The organism is Limnohabitans sp. 63ED37-2, assembly GCF_001412535.1.
In the GTDB taxonomy this organism is placed as follows: Bacteria; Pseudomonadota; Gammaproteobacteria; order Burkholderiales; family Burkholderiaceae_C; genus Limnohabitans_A.
Genome location: NZ_CP011774.1, coordinates 342,096 through 358,713, shown reverse-complemented (window position 1 = coordinate 358,713; position 16,618 = coordinate 342,096). Strand labels below are relative to the sequence as shown.

Sequence of the window (16,618 nt, the reverse complement as noted above, 5' to 3'; positions counted from 1 at the left end):
TGACACCACCAGCGCTTAGGGCCCCACCGTGGTGTTCTCCATGCCGCCCTTTTATTTCATCGGTCTCATGTCCGGCACTTCCTTGGATGGTGCCGATGGTGTGCTTGCTCAACTCGACGAAACGGGTCATTTGACCGTCCTGGCGCACGATTTTGTGGCCTTCGAAGCGGCTTTCCGCAGCGAATTGCTGTCTCTCAATTCGAGCGGTCCCGACGAATTGCACCGCAGTGCCTTGGCTGGCAATCAAATCGCCCGCCATTACGCCGAGGTGGTGGCTGCTTTGCTCCAAAAGACAGGACTTCAGGCCTCTCAAATCAAGGCCATAGGTGCACATGGCCAAACCGTGCGCCACCGCCCGCTTGAATTTGATGCGGATGAGGCACGCCATCGGGCCGCAGTGGGCTACACCCTGCAACTCATCAATCCCGCTTTGCTGGCCGAATTGACCCACATCGACGTGGTGGCCGATTTCCGAAATCGCGACCTGGCTGCCGGGGGACAAGGCGCCCCGCTGGTGCCTGCTTTTCACCAAGGTGTTTTTGCACAGCCGGGTCGTTGCGTGGCCGTGCTGAACATCGGCGGCATTGCCAACTTGAGCGTGCTCAAGGCCGATGGCTCGGTGCTGGGCTGGGATTGCGGCCCGGGTAATGCGCTGATGGATTTCTGGTGTGCCCGCCACACCGGGCAAGCGTTCGACCGAGATGGGAATTGGGCCATGACGGGTCAGTTGCAACCCGCCTTGCTGCGCAGCCTGGCCAGCGACCCCTTTTTGCACAAACCTCCACCCAAGAGCACCGGACGGGATTTGTTCAACCCGGCTTGGCTCCAGGAACACCTCGCCTTGTTGGACGACCTCCAGCCTGCCGATGTGCAAGCCACCCTCTGCACCTTCACGGCCTTGGCCTGCAGCAAGGACCTCTTGCGCCATGCGCCTGAAGCCAGTGAACTGGTCGTCTGCGGTGGAGGTGCCTTAAATGGCGAATTGATGCGCCAGCTAGCAGCACACCTGCCAGGCATATCGGTTTTGAACAGTGAGGCCTTGGGTCTGCCACCGCTGCAAGTGGAGGCCGCCGCTTTTGCTTGGCTGGCTTTCAAAAACGTACGGCGCGAAACATCCAGTTTGCCAAGCGTCACGGGCGCCCAAGGCGCCCGTATATTGGGGGCCATTTACCCCCGCTGAAGTTGAGCCAGCGCAGCTGGCCCCATTCTCGCCAATCAGGTCGAGAAAGAAGAGCCACAGCCGCAAGTCGATGTAGCGTTGGGGTTCTTGATGACGAACTGAGCACCCTGCAAATCTTCTTTGTAGTCAATCTCGGCACCAATCAGGTACTGGTAACTCATGGCGTCGATCAACAAAGACACGCCATTCTTGCTCATGGTGGTGTCGTCTTCGTTGGTGATCTCGTCGAAGGTGAAGCCGTACTGGAAGCCTGAGCAGCCGCCGCCTTGCACAAACACACGCAGCTTCAAATCAGGGTTACCCTCTTCGGCGATGAGGTCGGCCACTTTGGCGGCCGCGCTGTCGGTGAAGACAATCGGTTCGGGCATTTCGGTCTGGATATTTTCAGCAAGAGCGCTCATGGTGTTTCTCCGGTTCAATGCTAAATAGTATAGCGCGCTGGTCGGGAATTACCGGCTGTCTGCCGCAGTAACGCTACTGGGCTCATGGGCTTTGCAATCCCCATGCGCCCAAACAAAAAGCCGCCTCGGCGAACCGGTGCGGCTTTTTGATGAAGCAGAAAAAGCGGATTAACGCTTGGAGAACTGCTTGCGGCGGCGAGCAGAGTGCAAGCCGACCTTTTTACGTTCCACTTCACGGGCGTCACGGGTGACAAAACCAGCTTGGCTCAGCACAGGCTTGAGCGAAGCGTCGTAGTCAATCAGGGCGCGGGTGATGCCGTGGCGCGATGCGCCGGCTTGACCGGATTCGCCACCACCGTGAACGTTGATCATGATGTCGAAAGTTTCGGCATGGTTGGTCAACATGAGGGGTTGCTTGGCGATCATGATCGAAGTCTCGCGGCCGAAGTAGGCTTGGATGTCCTTGCCATTGACCGTGATCTTGCCAGTGCCTTTTTTCAGAAACACGCGGGCGACGCTGGATTTGCGACGGCCTGTGCCATTGTTCCATTCACCAATCATCTCAAGGCTCCTTAGATGTCCAGCACTTTAGGCTGTTGGGCGGTGTGTGGATGCTCTGCGCCGCCATACACCTTGAGTTTCTTGATCATGGCGTAACCGAGTGGGCCCTTGGGCAGCATGCCCTTGACAGCCTTCTCGAGTGCGCGGCCAGGGTGTTTGGCTTGCATGTCGCGGAAGTTGGTGGCAGTGATGCCGCCGGGGTAGCCCGAGTGACGGTAATACACTTTGTCGAGTGTTTTAGTGCCAGTCACTTTGAGCTGGGCAGCATTGATGATGACGATGAAGTCACCGGTGTCTACGTGAGGCGTGTAAATGGCCTTGTGTTTGCCGCGCAAACGGAGAGCAACTTCGCTGGCTACTCGTCCGAGGACCTTGTCGGTCGCGTCAATCACAAACCACTCGTGCACGACCTCAGCGGGTTTGGCGCTGAAAGTTGTTGTCATGAGTTTTCTCTTTAAAAGAAAGGTTTGGCGGGTCCTTTTCCACGGTCGGTGCTCCTCTTTTGGGAGCCTCTTAGGTGGGAATTTGCCAATGCCTTGCGGCTGCTGGCGTCTTCGCCGCGGGACCACTGAATCGCTGCGAAGCCCTCTATTATACGAAAAATCAAGGACTTGCAGAAGTTATTGGTTACCATCAAGGCATGTTCAGTTACCGACACGCTTTTCACGCGGGCAACCATGCCGATGTGCTCAAACACATCACCTTGCTCGCCACCATGCGCCACCTCATGCAAAAAGAGGCTGGCATCACCCTCATTGATACCCACGCCGGGGCCGGTTTGTATCGGCTCGATGGCGATTACTCCCAAAAAGGGGCTGAAGCTGAAGACGGTCTCTTCAAGCTATTAGAGGCGGCAGAGAAGCTCGACACCCTGCCTGAGCCCGTGCAGGACTACCTGGAACAAATCGCCAGCTTCAACCCCAACGGGCAAGCCAAGATTTACCCCGGCTCGCCCTTTTTGATGCAAAGGCTGATGCGCCACGAATCCCGCGACCGCTTGCGCTTGTTCGAATTGCACCCCACCGACAGCAAAGCCTTGATGTCCAACATCGCGCAGCTCGAAGCCGGACGCACGGTCACGGTGAGCCGCGAAGACGGTTTTGAGGCGCTCAAAAAGATCCTGCCGCCCCCGCCCTCGGCCACGGGCTCCAAGCGTGCCATGGTGTTGATCGACCCCAGCTACGAGATCAAATCCGACTACGCCAAAGTGGCCAACGTGATTCAGGAATACCTCAAGCGCTTCTCCACAGGCACTTACCTGGTCTGGTACCCCATCATCCCCCGCCCCGAAGCGCATGATCTGCCCAAACGCCTGCGCACCTTGGCCAACCAGTCACAAAAGCCCTGGCTCAACGCCACCTTGGCGATCGGTCGGGGCCCCGGCGACGAAGGCGGCCTGGTGGCCAGCGGCATGTTTGTCATCAACCCACCCTTTACCCTGAAGGACCAGATCCGCAAGGCGCTGGACGTGGTGGGGCCGGCCTTGGCGCGTGGCTCTGGCAAAAACTGGGCGGTTGAATCCTCCTGAAACACAAGAAGCTTTGTGTGACACCGCTTTGAGTTCGGCGATTCATGTCACACACTGGTCTCATCAGGGAAATACCTGAGCGCCAAGCACTGAAATTAACCGACCGAACGGTCGGTTAATGGTTATACTGGCACCTGCGCCGCGATCATTCCATCCTGTTTGGCGCAGGAGAAGCCCATGTACACGCAATCTTTCAGCGTCCCGGACGGAACCGAGGACGCCAAATCGGCCAGTCTGAAGGCCGTCCCCAAAGCCCTGAATGCCCAAGACGCTGCATTGCAAGCGGCCTTTGATGCCCGCATCGACGCCGACGGCCGCATCGAGCCCCGCGAGTGGATGCCTGAGGCCTATCGCAAAACCTTGGTGCGCCAGATCAGCCAACACGCCCACAGCGAAATCGTGGGCATGCTGCCTGAAGGCAACTGGATCAGCCGCGCGCCCAGCTTGAAGCGCAAAGCCATCCTGATCGCGAAGGTCCAAGACGAAGGCGGTCACGGCCTGTACCTCTACAGCGCCGCTGAAACTCTGGGCACCAGCCGCGACCAAATGCTCGACGCCCTGCACAGCGGCAAAGCCAAATACAGCTCCATCTTCAACTACCCCACGCTCAATTGGGCCGATGTGGGCGTGGTCGGCTGGCTGGTCGATGGCGCGGCCATCATGAACCAGGTGCCCCTGTGCCGCTGCTCTTATGGCCCCTATGCCCGCGCCATGGTGCGGGTGTGCAAAGAAGAAAGCTTCCACCAGCGCCAAGGCTACGAAGCCCTGCTGGTGATGATGCAAGGCACGGCCGAGCAAAAAGAAATGGTGCAGGACGCGGTGAACCGCTGGTGGTGGAAGTGCCTGGCCATGTTCGGACCGCCCGACGCCGACAGCCCCAACAGCGCACAAGGCATGCGCTGGGGCATCAAGCGCATCAGCAACGACGACCTGCGCCAGAAGTTTGTGGACGCCACCGTGCCGCAAGCCAAGGTGCTGGGTGTGACCTTGCCGGACCCCGACCTGAAGTGGAACGAAGAGCGTCAAGCCCACGACTACGGCCAGATCGACTGGGACGAGTTCTGGGCCACCGTGAACGGCAACGGCCCTTGCAACAAGGAGCGCTTGGGTGCCCGCGTCAAGGCCTGGAACGACGGCGCTTGGGTGCGCGAAGCCGCGCTTGCCCACGCACGCAAACAACAAGCTCGCCAATTGAAGGAAGCAGCATGAACACCACCACCAACACCGCCGCATTGAAAGAATGGCCCCTATGGGAAGTTTTTGTCCGATCCAAGCAAGGCCTTGAGCACAAGCACTGCGGCAGCCTGCACGCATCTGATTCGGAGCACGCCCTGCAAATGGCGCGTGATGTCTACACCCGCCGCCAAGAAGGCGTGAGCATCTGGGTCGTGCCCTCGGCCAGCATCTCGGCGAGTGAGCCCAATGACAAGCCCGAATTTTTCGATCCGGCCAGCGATAAGGTGTACCGCCACCCCACTTTTTATGTGATCCCCGACGAAGTCGGTCACATGTGAGCGCCGCCATGAACGCCCCCGTTGATTACCTGCTGCACCTGGCCGACAACGCGCTGATCCTCGGACAGCGCAACGCCGAATGGTGTGGCCACGGCCCCATCCTCGAAGAAGACATCGCGCTGTCCAACAACAGCCTGGACCTGGTGGGCCAAGCCCGCATGCTTTACCAGCACGCGGCCGAGCTGCAAGGCGGCGGCGCCACCGAAGACACGCTGGCGTACTTCCGCGACGTGCCCGACTTCAAGAACTACACCTTGTGCGAATTGCCGCACATGCCCTTGATGTCGGCCACCGCCCAAGGCGACCGCGATTTCGCCATGACCATGGCGCGCAACTTTTTGTACAGCAGCCTGATGGTGCTGGTCTGGGACCAGCTGCAAAACTCCAAGGATGCGCAACTGGCCGCGATTGCCGCCAAGTCACTCAAAGAAGTCCGCTACCACCTTCGCCATTCTCGCGACTGGCTGGTGCGTCTGGGCGACGGCACCAACGAGTCCCATGCCAAAGCGCAAGCGGCCGTTGACCAGCTGCTGCCCTACACCCAGGAATTTTGGGCCAGCAGCCCGCATGAAGCCGCCGCGCTGGCCAACGGCACGGGCGTCGACTTGGCCGCTTTGCAAAACGACTGGAACCAGATCGTGGATGAAGCCCTGCAAGAGGCCACCCTGCAGCGTCCGGCCGATGGTGGCTTTGTGCCCACAGGCAAACAAGGCCTCCATTCCGAGCATCTGGGTTTTGTGCTGGCCGAAATGCAAAGCCTGGCACGCGCCCACCCGCAGGCCACCTGGTAAGCCCCAAGCCAATCCAAGCCATGCCCACCCTTACCTCGCAGCCCAGCCCCGCCGATGTGGCCCGTGCCTGGACCCTGCTCGACGGCTTGACCGACCCGGAAATTCCGGTGGTCACCCTGCGCGAGCTGGGCATCTTGCGCGACGTGCGGGCAGGTGACGCAGGGCTGGAGGTGGTCATCACGCCCACCTACAGCGGCTGCCCGGCCATGGGCGCGATCGAGGACGACGTGAAAGCTTTGCTGCAAGCCCACGGCCTGCAAGGCCGCGTGGTCACACAACTGGCACCCGCTTGGACCACCGACTGGATGAGCGAGGCCGCCAAGGACAAACTGCGTGCCTACGGCATTGCCCCGCCGCACGCCTGCGCCAGCCCTTCCTCAGGCGGGGCCAGTGTGGTGCAGTTCGCAGCACGCGGCACCAAGTCCGAAGTGGTGAACTGCCCACAATGCGGCTCGGCCAACACCACCGAAACCTCCCATTTCGGCTCGACCGCATGCAAGGCCCTTTACCGGTGCCTGGCCTGCATGGAGCCCTTCGATTACTTCAAACCTTACTGAGCGGCCTTGTCGCCGTGAAGCACCATGCCAGCACCCCGATTTCATGACCTCCCGATCGCACGCGTCAACCCCGAAGCGGCTGGTGCTGTGGCGATCACGCTGAACGTCCCTGCCGATCTGCGCAGCAGCTTCGACTTCCAGCCGGGTCAGTTCCTGACCCTGCGTGCGGACATCAACGGCGCCGATGTGCGCCGCAGCTACTCCATCAGCTCGGCCCGCAGCCAGTTGCAAAACAACGGCATTCTTGAAGTGGGCATTCGGCCCGTCGAAGGCGGTGTCTTCTCCAACTGGGCTGCCACCCAACTCCAAGCAGGCGACACCCTGCGTGTGATGCCGCCCGATGGTCGTTTTATGGTGCAACGCCCCCGCGCCATCCACCGCGTGGGTTTTGCAGCAGGCTCGGGCATCACGCCCATCTTGTCGATTTTGTCCAGCACCCTGGAAGAGCAGCCCGACAGCAAATTCACCTTGGTCTATGGAAACCGCCGCATGGACAGCGTGATGTTCAACGAAGCGCTGCAAGACCTGAAAGACCGCTACCCCTCGCGCCTGACCTTGATCCATGTGCTCTCGCGCCAGGCACAAGAAGTACCTCTGTTAGAAGGCCGCATCGACGCCGCCAAAGTGCAAGCCATCATCGACGCGTTTTTACCCGTGGGCAGCATGGACGAGGTGTTTGTGTGCGGCCCCGAAGCCATGATCGAAGCCACCGAGCAGGCGCTGCTGACCGCAGGCGTGAAAGCCGAGCGCATCCGCACCGAGCGCTTCAGCTCACCCAGGCTCGATGCTTTGACGCCTGAGCAACGCAGCCAAGCCGTGCTGGGCCACCCCGCCACCCGCGAGCAAGGTGAAGTGCAACTCACCGTGGTGCTGGACGGCAAGCCTTACGACATGCCGATGAACCGCAATGAGAAAATCTTGGACATCGCCTTGTCGCTGGGCTTGGACCTGCCGTATTCGTGCAAAGCCGGGGTGTGCTGCACCTGCCGCTGCAAGGTCATGGAAGGCACAACCGAGATGGAGAAGAACTTCACGCTCGAAAAGCCCGAAGTCGAGCAAGGCTTCATCCTGTCTTGCCAAGCCCGCCCCACCAGCGAGCGCGTGGTGATCAGTTTCGACGAGCGCTGAAATAGCGCCCGTTCACTCGCCCGACTGCTGCATCGCCCACATGCTGGCATAGCGGCCTTGTTGGGCCAGCAGCTCGGCGTGGTTGCCCCGCTCGATGATTTGGCCCCCTTCCATCACCAAAATTTCGTGCGCATCGACCACCGTGGACAGGCGGTGCGCAATCACCAAAGTGGTTTTGTTTTGCGCCACGCTGGCCAGTTCAGATTGAATCGCGCGTTCGTTGGCCGAGTCCAGCGCCGAGGTGGCTTCATCGAACACCAAGATCGGTGGGTCTTTGAGCAAGGTTCGGGCAATCGCCACGCGCTGCTTTTCACCGCCTGACAATTTCAACCCGCGCTCACCCACCGAGGTTTGGTAACCCTTGGGCGTGGAGGCGATGAAGTCGTGGATGCGGGCCGAACGCGCCGCGCCTTGAACCTCGGCTTGGCTGGCGCCGGGGCGGCCATAGGCAATGTTGTAGGCCACCGTGTCGTTGAACAGCACTGTGTCTTGCGGCACGATGCCCAGCGCCTGGCGCACACTCGCTTGCGTGACCTGCCGGATGTCCTGGCCCGCGATGCAGATCTTGCCTTGCTGCACGTCATAAAAACGGAACATCAAACGCGCGAGCGTCGACTTGCCCGAACCCGAAGGCCCGACCACCGCCACGGTTTTGCCTGCAGGGATGGTGAAGCTGATGTCTTTCAGGATCGGACGATTGCTTTCGTAAGCGAACGACACGCGGTCAAACACCACATCGGGCGCACCTTGCAAAGCCAGCGCCTGCGCACCCGGCGCATCGGCCACTTCGCGCTCGCGGTCCATCAGCACAAACATCTTGTCCAGGTCGGTCAGGCTTTGTTTGATCTCGCGGTAGAGCACACCCAAAAAGTTGAGCGGGATGTAGAGCTGGATCATGAAAGCGTTGATCATGACCAAGTCGCCCAAAGTCATGCGTCCGGCTACGACACCTTCAGTGGCCCGCCAGAGCATGGCCACCAAGGCCGACGCGATGATGAGCTGCTGCCCGGTATTGAGCAAGGACAAGGAGGTTTGTGCCTTCAAACGCGACAAGCGCAAGCGCTCCAGGCTTTCGTCGTAGCGGCCCGCCTCGAATCGCTCATTGCCAAAGTATTTGACGGTTTCGTAGTTCAAGAGCGAGTCAACCGCCCGCGTGTGGGCCGCCGAATCGAACTCGTTGGCTTGCTTGCGAAACTGCGTGCGCCACTCTGTGACACGCACCGTGAAGACAATGTAAAGCGCCAAGGCCGCCAAGGTGATGCCCGCGAACCAGGCGTCGAACTTGACCGCCAAAATCGTCAGCACCAAACCCACTTCAATCAAGGTCGGAATGACGCTGTAGAGGGAATACGAAATCAGCGACTCGATGCCGCGCACGCCGCGCTCGATGTCGCGTGTCATCCCGCCCGTTTGCCGGGCCAAATGGAAGCGCAGGCTCAAAGCGTGCAAATGCTCAAAGGTTTGCAAAGCGATGCTGCGCGACGCGCCTTGTGTGGCTTTGGCAAACACCAGCTCGCGCAATTCGGTGAAGGCGGACGTCATCAAGCGCAAAGCGCCGTAACCCACCAACAAGGCCACGGGCACCACCAACACCGCTTGTGGATCGCCGGGTTTGAGGCTCATGGCATCGACCAGCTCCTTGAGCAGCAGGGGCACACTCACGTTGGCGAGCTTGGCGCACACCATGAGGCTGAGGGCAATGACCACACGCCATTTGTATTGCCACAAATAAGGCAAAAGACGCGACAAGGTTTTCCAGTCGTTGCTCGTCGGCGTTGGGATGGCAGCGCCGGGCTTGGCGCCAGGGACCTGAGAAGAGGCTGGGGCAGCGGTTTCGCCGTGGTGGCGCATAAGGGACAATCCAGTTTTGACGTTAACCACCGATTGTGCCCATGTCTGACACCTCACACCCGAACACCGTGTCTTTGCCCACCGACCAAGAGCTGGTGCTCAAGGTCATCCCCATGCCCGCCGACTGCAATGCGAGTGGCGATATCTTTGGCGGCTGGGTCATGGCCCAGGTCGACTTGGCGGGTGCGGTATTGCCCGCGCGGCGTGTGCGCGGGCGCATGGTCACCGTGGCCGTCAACGAGTTCATCTTCAAACAGGCCGTCAAGGTGGGCGACATCCTGTCGTTTTTCTCGCGCATTGTGCGCGTGGGGCGCACCTCGGTCACCGTCAAGGTGGAAGTCTTTGCCGAACGCTTTCAATTGCAGGGTCAGTACATCAAGGTCACCGAAGCCAACCTGACCTATGTGGCCGTGGATGCCCAAGGCAAGCCCAGGCCTGTGCCTGCGGAGTGAATCGCCCAAGGGCTCAGGACACGATGTAAGCGGCAGCGCCGGTCGACATCAAGGTGCCGTCGGGCCCACAAAACTCCATGCGCGATGACCCCACACGCGAGCCCACACGCAAGGCGTTGGCGGTGATGGTGAAGTGCTCACCAATGCCCGGGCGCAGGTAGTCCACCCGCAAGTCGATGGTGCCCAGCTTGGCGAAACGCTCCAGGCGTTTGGCGGGTGCCTCATCCATGTGTTTGGCGGCCAATGCCGCCATCACCGCCGCGCTGCCAATCGCATCGAGCACGGCGCTGATGACACCACCGTGGATGCGGTTGTAGGCGAAATGGCCAACCAACTCAGGACGCATGTCGATGCGGGCCTCCACGCCCTCGGGGCTGACCTTGACGAGCTTCAAGCCCAAGGTTTTGTTGAAGACGATTTTTTCTTCGTAGATCTGGCGAAAACCTTCGATGTACTCGGGTTCCAGAACGACGGGGGCAGGTGATCGGTGGGGCATGCCTGTGATTCTAGGGAAGAACCGCGCTCGGCAACCCCAGCCTTCAAAGTTTAGAAAAATCAGGTTTGCGCTTTTCCATGAAAGCACCAAACGCCTCTTTGGCAGCGGGCTCGCGCAGCATGCGGCCAAAGTCTCGGCCTTCTTCGTCCATCTTTTGCAGCACGGCTTGCTGATCACCGCCCTTCATGAGGCGCTTGGTGGCAATCAGTGAAGTCAAAGGTTTGGCGGCCAGCTTGCGGGCTTGCGCCTGCGCGTAGCCGTTGACCTCGGTGGGCGGCACCACGCGGTTGACCAAGCCGACTTCTTGCGCAGCTTCGGCAAAAAAGGGCTCGCCCATGAGCAGGGCTTCGGCGGCGCGGTGGTAGCCGAACATGCGCGGCGCGAGAAAACTCGAGGCCGCCTCAGGGCACAGACCCAAGTTGACAAAAGGCATGGAGAACGCCGCGTTGTCACCGGCATAGACCAGGTCGCAATGGAACAGCATGGTGGTGCCGATGCCCACCGCAGGTCCGGCCACAGCGGCGAGCAGTGGCTTTTCGAAAGTGGCGATGCCGCGCAAAAAGCGGAACACGGGCGACTCTGATGTGCTGGGCGGCTGGTTCAAAAAGTCGCCAATGTCGTTGCCCGCACTGAAGATGCTTTCGTGCCCCTGAAACACCACGACACGAACGGCAGGATCGGCCGCGGCCTGGGCCACAGCGTCGGCCATGGCCGCGTACATGGACGAGGTGATGGAGTTCTTTTTGTCCAGTCGGTTGAAAGTGATGGTCATCACCCCCGCGTCGGTGTGGGTCAGGATGTCAGACATGGTGCTCTCGCCTCAAAATGAAAAGGCCGCCCTGTTGGGCGGCGGCTTGGGATAGGAAAAGGTCAGGGGGCCTTGACCCACAGTTGGTTGCGCCAAAAGGGGCCAAGGAAACCGCGCACTTGCAGTTTCGCGCCGCCCTCGATGGGCGTCAGTCGCACGCGGTACAGCTTGCCCTCTTCCGGGTCCAGGATGTCGCCTCCGTCCCAATACTCATTGCCGGGCGACTTCTTCACGCCCCGGATGATTTCCATGCCCAAAATGGTCTGGTCCTTGCGGTCGTCTTTGCACAGACCACACTTGGCCGCTGGGTCTGCATCTTTGCGCAGAATCTGGCTGACTTTGCCGCGCAGCACACCGCCTGCTTCTTCGATGGTGACCACACTTTTGGTCTCGCCGGTTTTGTCGTCGATCGTGTGCCAGCGGCCCACGGGGCTGTTGGCCTGAGCTGCCAGGGCCATGCAGCCCATGACCACCAGGGCGCTGGCTCGGAAAATGTTTGTCATAGGGGTGCTCCTGAAAAGTTGGGTCATGCCAGCGCGGCGTCGGTGTCCATCAGCACATCGCTGCCCGCGCGGATGCGGCGCATCAGGGTTGAAGTTTCGGGCATCAGGCGGGTGAAGTAAAAACGCGCAGTCTGTAGTTTGGCTTGGTAGAACGGATCGGGGCGCTGGGCTTCTTCTTCGGCCTCGGCCAATTTAGCCAAAGCGATTTGTGCCGAGCGGGCCCAGAAGTAACCCAACACCAGGTGGCCCACCACACGCAAATAGTCCACCGCGGCGGCGCCCACTTCGTCGGCGTTGCTCAGGGCTTTCATGCCCACTTCGCCCGTGAGCTGCGTGAGTTTTTGGCCCAAATCGGCCAGCGGTTGGATGAACTCGCCCATGGCTTCGTTGGCCATTTCGGCCTTGACCAGTTGCTCCACCAGTTTGCCGAACTTCTTGAGCGTGGCGCCCTGGTTGCCCAGCACTTTGCGGCCCAGCAAGTCGAGCGACTGGATGGTGTTGGTGCCCTCATAAATCATGTTAATGCGGGCGTCGCGTACGTACTGCTCCATGCCCCACTCCTTGATGTAGCCGTGACCGCCAAACACCTGCTGGCAGGCCGATGTGGCTTCCCAAGCGTTGTCGGTGGTGAAGGCTTTGACGATGGGCGTGAGCAGGGCCACGACTTCGGCGGCCTCGGCACGCACGGCTTCGTCGGGGTGGTTGATCTCTTTGTCGAGCAGCAGGGCGCAGTAGCAGGCCAGGGCGCGGCCGCCTTCGGCGTAGGCCTTGGCGGTCATGAGCATGCGGCGCACATCGGGGTGCACGATGATCGGGTCGGCCGGTTTGCCGGGCGCTTTGACACCCGTGAGCGAGCGCATTTGCACGCGGTCTTTGGCGTAGGCCAGGGCGTTTTGGTAAGCCACTTCGGTCAGACCCAGCGACTGGTTGCCCACGCCCAGGCGGGCGGCGTTCATCATCACAAACATGGCCGCCAAACCCTTGTTGGGTTGGCCCACCAAGGTGCCCACGGCGCCATCGAGCACCATCTGGCAAGTGGCGTTACCGTGGATGCCCATCTTGTGCTCCAGGCCACCGCAATAGATGCCGTTACGCTCGCCGATGCTGCCGTCGGCGGCCACATGGAACTTGGGCACGATGAAGAGGCTGATGCCTTTGCTGCCGGGAGGCGCATCGGGCAAACGGGCCAGCACCAGGTGCACGATGTTGGGGGCCAGGTCGTGTTCGCCCGCACTGATGAAAATCTTTTGGCCGCTGAGCTTGTAGGTGCCATCGATTTGCGGCTCGGCCTTGGTGCGCAGCATGCCGAGGTCTGTGCCGCAATGCGGCTCGGTCAGGCACATGGTACCGGTCCATTCGCCGCTGGTGAGCTTGGGCAGGTACAGGGCTTTTTGCTCGGGTGTGCCGTGGGCGTGCAGGCACTCGTAAGCGCCGTGGCTCAGGCCCGGGTACATGGTCCAAGCTTGGTTGGACGAGTTGAGCATTTCGTAAAAGCACTGGTTGACCACAAAGGGCAGGCCCTGACCACCGAACTCGGGGTCGCAGCTGAGCGCGGGCCAGCCACCGGCAACGTACTGCGCATAGGCTTCTTTGAAACCATCGGGTGCTTTGACCTCGTGGGTGTCGCGGTTGAGGCTGCAGCCCTGGGTGTCACCCGAGATGTTGATGGGGAAGATCACCTCGGCGGCGAATTTGCCACCTTCTTCGAGCACCGCGTTGATGGTGTCGGCGTCGGTGTCGGCGTGCTGGGGCAAGGCCTTGAGTTCGGCACTCACATTGAGCAGCTCATGCAAAACAAACTGCATGTCGCGAAGGGGCGGGTTGTAGACGGGCATGAGCGGACTCCTTGAATCGGTGTTGGGGGGAAAGATCGGGAAAAATCAGGCCTTGTCCAGTTTGCGGCGGGACTTGGGCTCTGCCAACAACTTGGGGGGCTTGGCCGCACCCACTGACGTGGAGGCGGGCAGCGTGTTGGTGTCGGCATAACGAGACAGAATGTGCTGAAAACCTTGGCGGGCGCGATCGGCAGCGTTGGGGTTGCGCAAGAAACGTGCCTCGTAATGCAACGCCAGAATCAGGCCATGGATTTCAAAGGCGATCTGATGGGCATCTGACACGCGGCTGAGCTGGCCTTCGGCCTGGGCCAGCTCGACGGCCCGGCGCAAAGCGGTTTGCCAGGTAGAGACCGAGGAGGCCAGGGCATCGCGCACCGGGCCCGTGCGGTCGTCAAACTCGACCGCACCGCTGATGTAGATGCATCCCGAATCGATCTCGGCCGAGGTCTGCACCATCCAGTTGTCAAACAAGGCCTGCAGGCGGGGCAGACCTCTGGGTTTTTGCATGGCGGCGTAGAAAACCTCGGCCTCAAAACGGTCATGGTATTCACGGATGACGGATATTTGGAGTTCTTCGCGTGAGCCAAAATGGGCAAAAACGCCCGACTTGCTCATGCCAGTGACTTCAGCCACAGCGCCAATGGACAAACCTTCTAGGCCAATCTGCGAAGCCAAACCCAGGGCCGCGTCGATGATCACGGCCTTGGTTTGCTGGCCCTTGATGAGCACACGACGGCCCGCCTCGGGCGCAGGCGAGCCTTCAACTTTGGAGGGGGGTTTTGGAACGGTCATGGCGCCTCAAAAAAGAACGACCGTTCTATTTTGCACCAATTTTGGGGAATGAGCCCATGCACCCGCCGAAATCAGGGTAAATCAGAGGGCATTCGGATGGGCCGTTTTTCGGCGCAAAGCGGTGAAACACTCAGGTTCGGGCGGAGTGTCCGGCTGAGTTTCTCATGGGCAAGTGCCCCGCCAACTCCAGCTGCATGCAGATCATGTTGACCAACATGGCCACGGAGGGTCTGCCGGTTTCGATCACAAAGTGCGCCGCTTCACGGTAAAGCGGGTCACGCGCCTCGAACAAGGTGCGCAAACGACCAAGCGGATCGTCCACCTGGAGCAAAGGGCGGGCATTGTCGTGCCGCACGCGTCTGAACACATCTTCCGGCGTGGAACGCAGGTAAATCACCTGACCGCGTTCGTGCATGTGGCGGCGATTGGACTCACGCAATACCGCCCCGCCACCAGTGGCAATCACGCCGTGGTGCGTTTGGGTCAACTCATCAATCACCTCTTGCTCGAGATCCCGGAAACTGTCCTCACCCTCGCGCGCAAAAAACTCTCTGATCGAGCAGCCCAGGCGGTGCTCGATCACATGGTCAGAGTCGACAAAGGGCAAGCCCAGACGACGCGCCAATTGGCGGCCAATGGTGGTTTTGCCGGAGCCGGGAAGGCCCACAAAGATGATGCTCAAGGAAGTCTCTTGCATAAATGGTCAGCGTCAGCCCCCAAGGCTGGGTCTGGGGGGCAGGGTCATCAAGTGTATTCGAGGTGCTTTGGGACCTTGGCCTGAACAGCCGCATGAACAGACAGACCCAGGTCGACACTCGCCTCATGGCGGCACGGCCACCGGGCCGTCGGCCATGACACGGGGCGTGAGAAAAATCAGCAACTCGCTTTTGCGCCGAGTCTGGTCGCGGTTCTTGAACAACCAGCCCAAGCCCGGCACGTCCCCCAAGCCCGGCACCTTGGCCTCGTTGTTGCGGTCGGTTTCCTCGTAGATGCCACCCAACACCACGGTGCCACCGTCCTCGACCCGCACCTGGGTTTTGACATGCTTGGTGTTGATGGCAAACCCCGCTGGGGTGACCTGGCCCACACTGTCGCGGTTGACATCCACCTCCAGGACCACCGAGCCATCGGGCGTGATTTGGGGTGTGACCTCGAGCTTCAGGTTGGCTTTGCGAAAGGTGATCGAGGTCGCACCACTGGCCGAGGCGGTCTGGTAAGGCAACTCGGTACCTTGCTCAATCAAGGCCTTGGTCTGATCGGCCGTGACCACCCGCGGGCGCGAGACCACCTTGCCCCGCCCATCGGCTTCCAGCGCAGAAATCTCCACGTTGATGAACCGGTCGGCCGCTGCGTTGAACAAGGACACAGCAAAACTGGCGGGGGTGTTCAGGGTCTGCCCCGCCGAGCCCGCCGGCAGCTTGACTTGGTTGCCTGTCACCACCCCAGCGCCGGTCTCGGCATTGCCCGCCCCGACCGCCAAGGTGTTGGCACGCTGGTTCACACGCAAAGGGACCGCCAGTCCCGCGCCCAATCGCACACCCAGCGATTGCCCGAACTGGTCATCCGCTTCGACGATGCGGGCTTCGATCAGCACCTGCCGCACCGGAATATCCAACTGGGCCACCAGTTTCTGAACCTCTGCCAAGCGCTGGGGCAAGTCAGAGATGAACAACTGGTTGGTCCGCGGCTCGGCCAGCACACTGCCACGGCCGCTGAGCCAGCGGCCACCTCCACCCAATCCAGCCCCTTGCAAGCGCTGGGCGACATCGGTGGCTCGGGCATATTGCAGGCGCATGCTCATCGTTTGCACCGGGCTCACTGCTTCCAGCGCGGCTTGGGCATCGAGCTGCATTTTTTCGCGCTGGGCCCATTCGTGCTGCGGGGCCACCCACAGCACACGCCCGTCTTGACGCGAAGCCAGACCTTTGGACTGCAACACAATGTTCAATGCTTGGGGCCAGGGCACATCGGTCAGGCGCACGGTCACCTGCCCTTTCACACTGTCGGTCGCCACCAGGTTCAAGCCGGTGAACTCGGCAAACACCTGCAGCAGGGTGCTGATTTCGACATTCTGAAAGTTCAGGCTGATGGGACGATGGTCGTCCACGGGGTGGCGTACCCAAGCGCTCTTGCTGGATGGGGCCTCGATCGAGCCCTCGGGCTTGGGCGACTGGGGGGTTTGTGCCCCAGAGTCAGTCACCATGCACAAGCACCCCAAATA

Annotated in this window: 19 protein-coding genes; 8 read left to right on the top strand and 11 right to left on the bottom strand. The window is 60.6% G+C overall.

Going from position 1 to position 16,618, the window contains the following annotated elements:
- The first annotated feature begins 40 nt into the window (after window positions 1–40).
- Complete coding sequence (locus tag L63ED372_RS01675; RefSeq protein WP_062402417.1) at window positions 41–1,180, top strand: anhydro-N-acetylmuramic acid kinase; 1,140 nt, start codon at window positions 41–43, stop codon at window positions 1,178–1,180.
- A 35-nt stretch (window positions 1,181–1,215) separates the two neighbouring features.
- Here L63ED372_RS01675 and erpA read toward each other — a convergent pair whose 3' ends face one another.
- The 3 genes from erpA to rplM all read right to left on the bottom strand — a co-directional run bounded on the left by erpA (window position 1,216) and on the right by rplM (window position 2,585).
- On the bottom strand, window positions 1,216–1,581 hold the full coding sequence (gene erpA / locus L63ED372_RS01670) for an iron-sulfur cluster insertion protein ErpA (RefSeq protein ID WP_062402414.1): 366 nt from the start codon (window positions 1,579–1,581) through the stop codon (window positions 1,216–1,218).
- A 168-nt stretch (window positions 1,582–1,749) separates the two neighbouring features.
- Window positions 1,750–2,142 (bottom strand): 30S ribosomal protein S9, encoded by a 393-nt coding sequence (gene rpsI, locus L63ED372_RS01665; RefSeq protein ID WP_019426472.1) that lies wholly within the window; start codon window positions 2,140–2,142, stop codon window positions 1,750–1,752.
- Window positions 2,143–2,153: 11 nt separating this feature from the next.
- Window positions 2,154–2,585: a 50S ribosomal protein L13 gene (gene rplM / locus L63ED372_RS01660; protein WP_053172306.1), complete on the bottom strand. Its 432-nt coding sequence runs from the start codon at window positions 2,583–2,585 to the stop codon at window positions 2,154–2,156.
- 197 nt (window positions 2,586–2,782) lie between these two features.
- Here rplM and L63ED372_RS01655 point away from each other — a divergent pair, with 197 nt between their 5' ends.
- The 6 genes from L63ED372_RS01655 (at window position 2,783) to L63ED372_RS01630 (ending at window position 7,660) form a co-directional block, all read left to right on the top strand.
- Window positions 2,783–3,670 carry a 23S rRNA (adenine(2030)-N(6))-methyltransferase RlmJ gene (locus tag L63ED372_RS01655; protein ID WP_062402411.1) on the top strand — a complete coding sequence of 296 codons (888 nt, stop codon included), beginning with the start codon at window positions 2,783–2,785 and terminating at the stop codon, window positions 3,668–3,670.
- A gap of 177 nt (window positions 3,671–3,847) precedes the next feature.
- Window positions 3,848–4,879, top strand: coding sequence for a 1,2-phenylacetyl-CoA epoxidase subunit PaaA (gene paaA / locus L63ED372_RS01650; RefSeq protein WP_062402408.1), 1,032 nt, complete (start codon window positions 3,848–3,850; stop codon window positions 4,877–4,879).
- Entirely contained in the window at window positions 4,876–5,184 is a 309-nt protein-coding gene (gene paaB, locus L63ED372_RS01645; protein WP_062402405.1) for a 1,2-phenylacetyl-CoA epoxidase subunit PaaB, read from the top strand. Before paaA ends, paaB begins: the two co-directional genes overlap by 4 nt.
- Window positions 5,185–5,192: 8 nt before the next feature.
- Window positions 5,193–5,975 carry a 1,2-phenylacetyl-CoA epoxidase subunit PaaC gene (paaC, locus tag L63ED372_RS01640; protein WP_062407508.1) on the top strand — a complete coding sequence of 261 codons (783 nt, stop codon included), beginning with the start codon at window positions 5,193–5,195 and terminating at the stop codon, window positions 5,973–5,975.
- A gap of 20 nt (window positions 5,976–5,995) precedes the next feature.
- Window positions 5,996–6,532, top strand: coding sequence for a 1,2-phenylacetyl-CoA epoxidase subunit PaaD (paaD, locus tag L63ED372_RS01635; protein ID WP_062402401.1), 537 nt, complete (start codon window positions 5,996–5,998; stop codon window positions 6,530–6,532).
- Between the two features lie 24 nt (window positions 6,533–6,556).
- The gene (locus tag L63ED372_RS01630; protein WP_062402398.1) at window positions 6,557–7,660 is read left to right on the top strand and encodes a 2Fe-2S iron-sulfur cluster-binding protein; all 1,104 of its coding nucleotides are present in this window, start codon (window positions 6,557–6,559) and stop codon (window positions 7,658–7,660) included.
- Window positions 7,661–7,672: 12 nt separating this feature from the next.
- Here L63ED372_RS01630 and L63ED372_RS01625 read toward each other — a convergent pair whose 3' ends face one another.
- Window positions 7,673–9,511, bottom strand: coding sequence for an ABCB family ABC transporter ATP-binding protein/permease (locus L63ED372_RS01625; RefSeq protein WP_062402395.1), 1,839 nt, complete (start codon window positions 9,509–9,511; stop codon window positions 7,673–7,675).
- A gap of 41 nt (window positions 9,512–9,552) precedes the next feature.
- Between L63ED372_RS01625 and L63ED372_RS01620 the strand changes: the two genes are divergently transcribed.
- On the top strand, window positions 9,553–9,963 hold the full coding sequence (locus tag L63ED372_RS01620; RefSeq protein WP_062402392.1) for an acyl-CoA thioesterase: 411 nt from the start codon (window positions 9,553–9,555) through the stop codon (window positions 9,961–9,963).
- A gap of 13 nt (window positions 9,964–9,976) precedes the next feature.
- Here the strand turns inward: L63ED372_RS01620 and L63ED372_RS01615 are convergent, their stop codons facing one another.
- The 7 genes from L63ED372_RS01615 to L63ED372_RS01585 all read right to left on the bottom strand — a co-directional run bounded on the left by L63ED372_RS01615 (window position 9,977) and on the right by L63ED372_RS01585 (window position 16,600).
- The gene (locus L63ED372_RS01615) at window positions 9,977–10,459 is read right to left on the bottom strand and encodes a thioesterase family protein (RefSeq protein ID WP_062402388.1); all 483 of its coding nucleotides are present in this window, start codon (window positions 10,457–10,459) and stop codon (window positions 9,977–9,979) included.
- Between the two features lie 43 nt (window positions 10,460–10,502).
- On the bottom strand, window positions 10,503–11,267 hold the full coding sequence (locus tag L63ED372_RS01610) for an enoyl-CoA hydratase (protein ID WP_062402384.1): 765 nt from the start codon (window positions 11,265–11,267) through the stop codon (window positions 10,503–10,505).
- Between the two features lie 62 nt (window positions 11,268–11,329).
- The gene (locus L63ED372_RS01605; RefSeq protein WP_062402381.1) at window positions 11,330–11,770 is read right to left on the bottom strand and encodes a DUF2147 domain-containing protein; all 441 of its coding nucleotides are present in this window, start codon (window positions 11,768–11,770) and stop codon (window positions 11,330–11,332) included.
- Window positions 11,771–11,793: 23 nt separating this feature from the next.
- Window positions 11,794–13,605 (bottom strand): acyl-CoA dehydrogenase C-terminal domain-containing protein, encoded by a 1,812-nt coding sequence (locus L63ED372_RS01600; RefSeq protein WP_062402378.1) that lies wholly within the window; start codon window positions 13,603–13,605, stop codon window positions 11,794–11,796.
- 45 nt (window positions 13,606–13,650) lie between these two features.
- Entirely contained in the window at window positions 13,651–14,397 is a 747-nt protein-coding gene (locus L63ED372_RS01595; protein ID WP_062402376.1) for a TetR/AcrR family transcriptional regulator, read from the bottom strand.
- Window positions 14,398–14,527: 130 nt separating this feature from the next.
- Entirely contained in the window at window positions 14,528–15,079 is a 552-nt protein-coding gene (locus L63ED372_RS01590; protein WP_062407506.1) for a shikimate kinase, read from the bottom strand.
- A 138-nt stretch (window positions 15,080–15,217) separates the two neighbouring features.
- A complete protein-coding gene (locus L63ED372_RS01585; RefSeq protein WP_082431754.1) occupies window positions 15,218–16,600 on the bottom strand; it encodes a type IV pilus secretin PilQ in 1,383 nt (460 codons plus the stop codon).
- Between the last annotated feature and the right edge of the window lie 18 nt (window positions 16,601–16,618).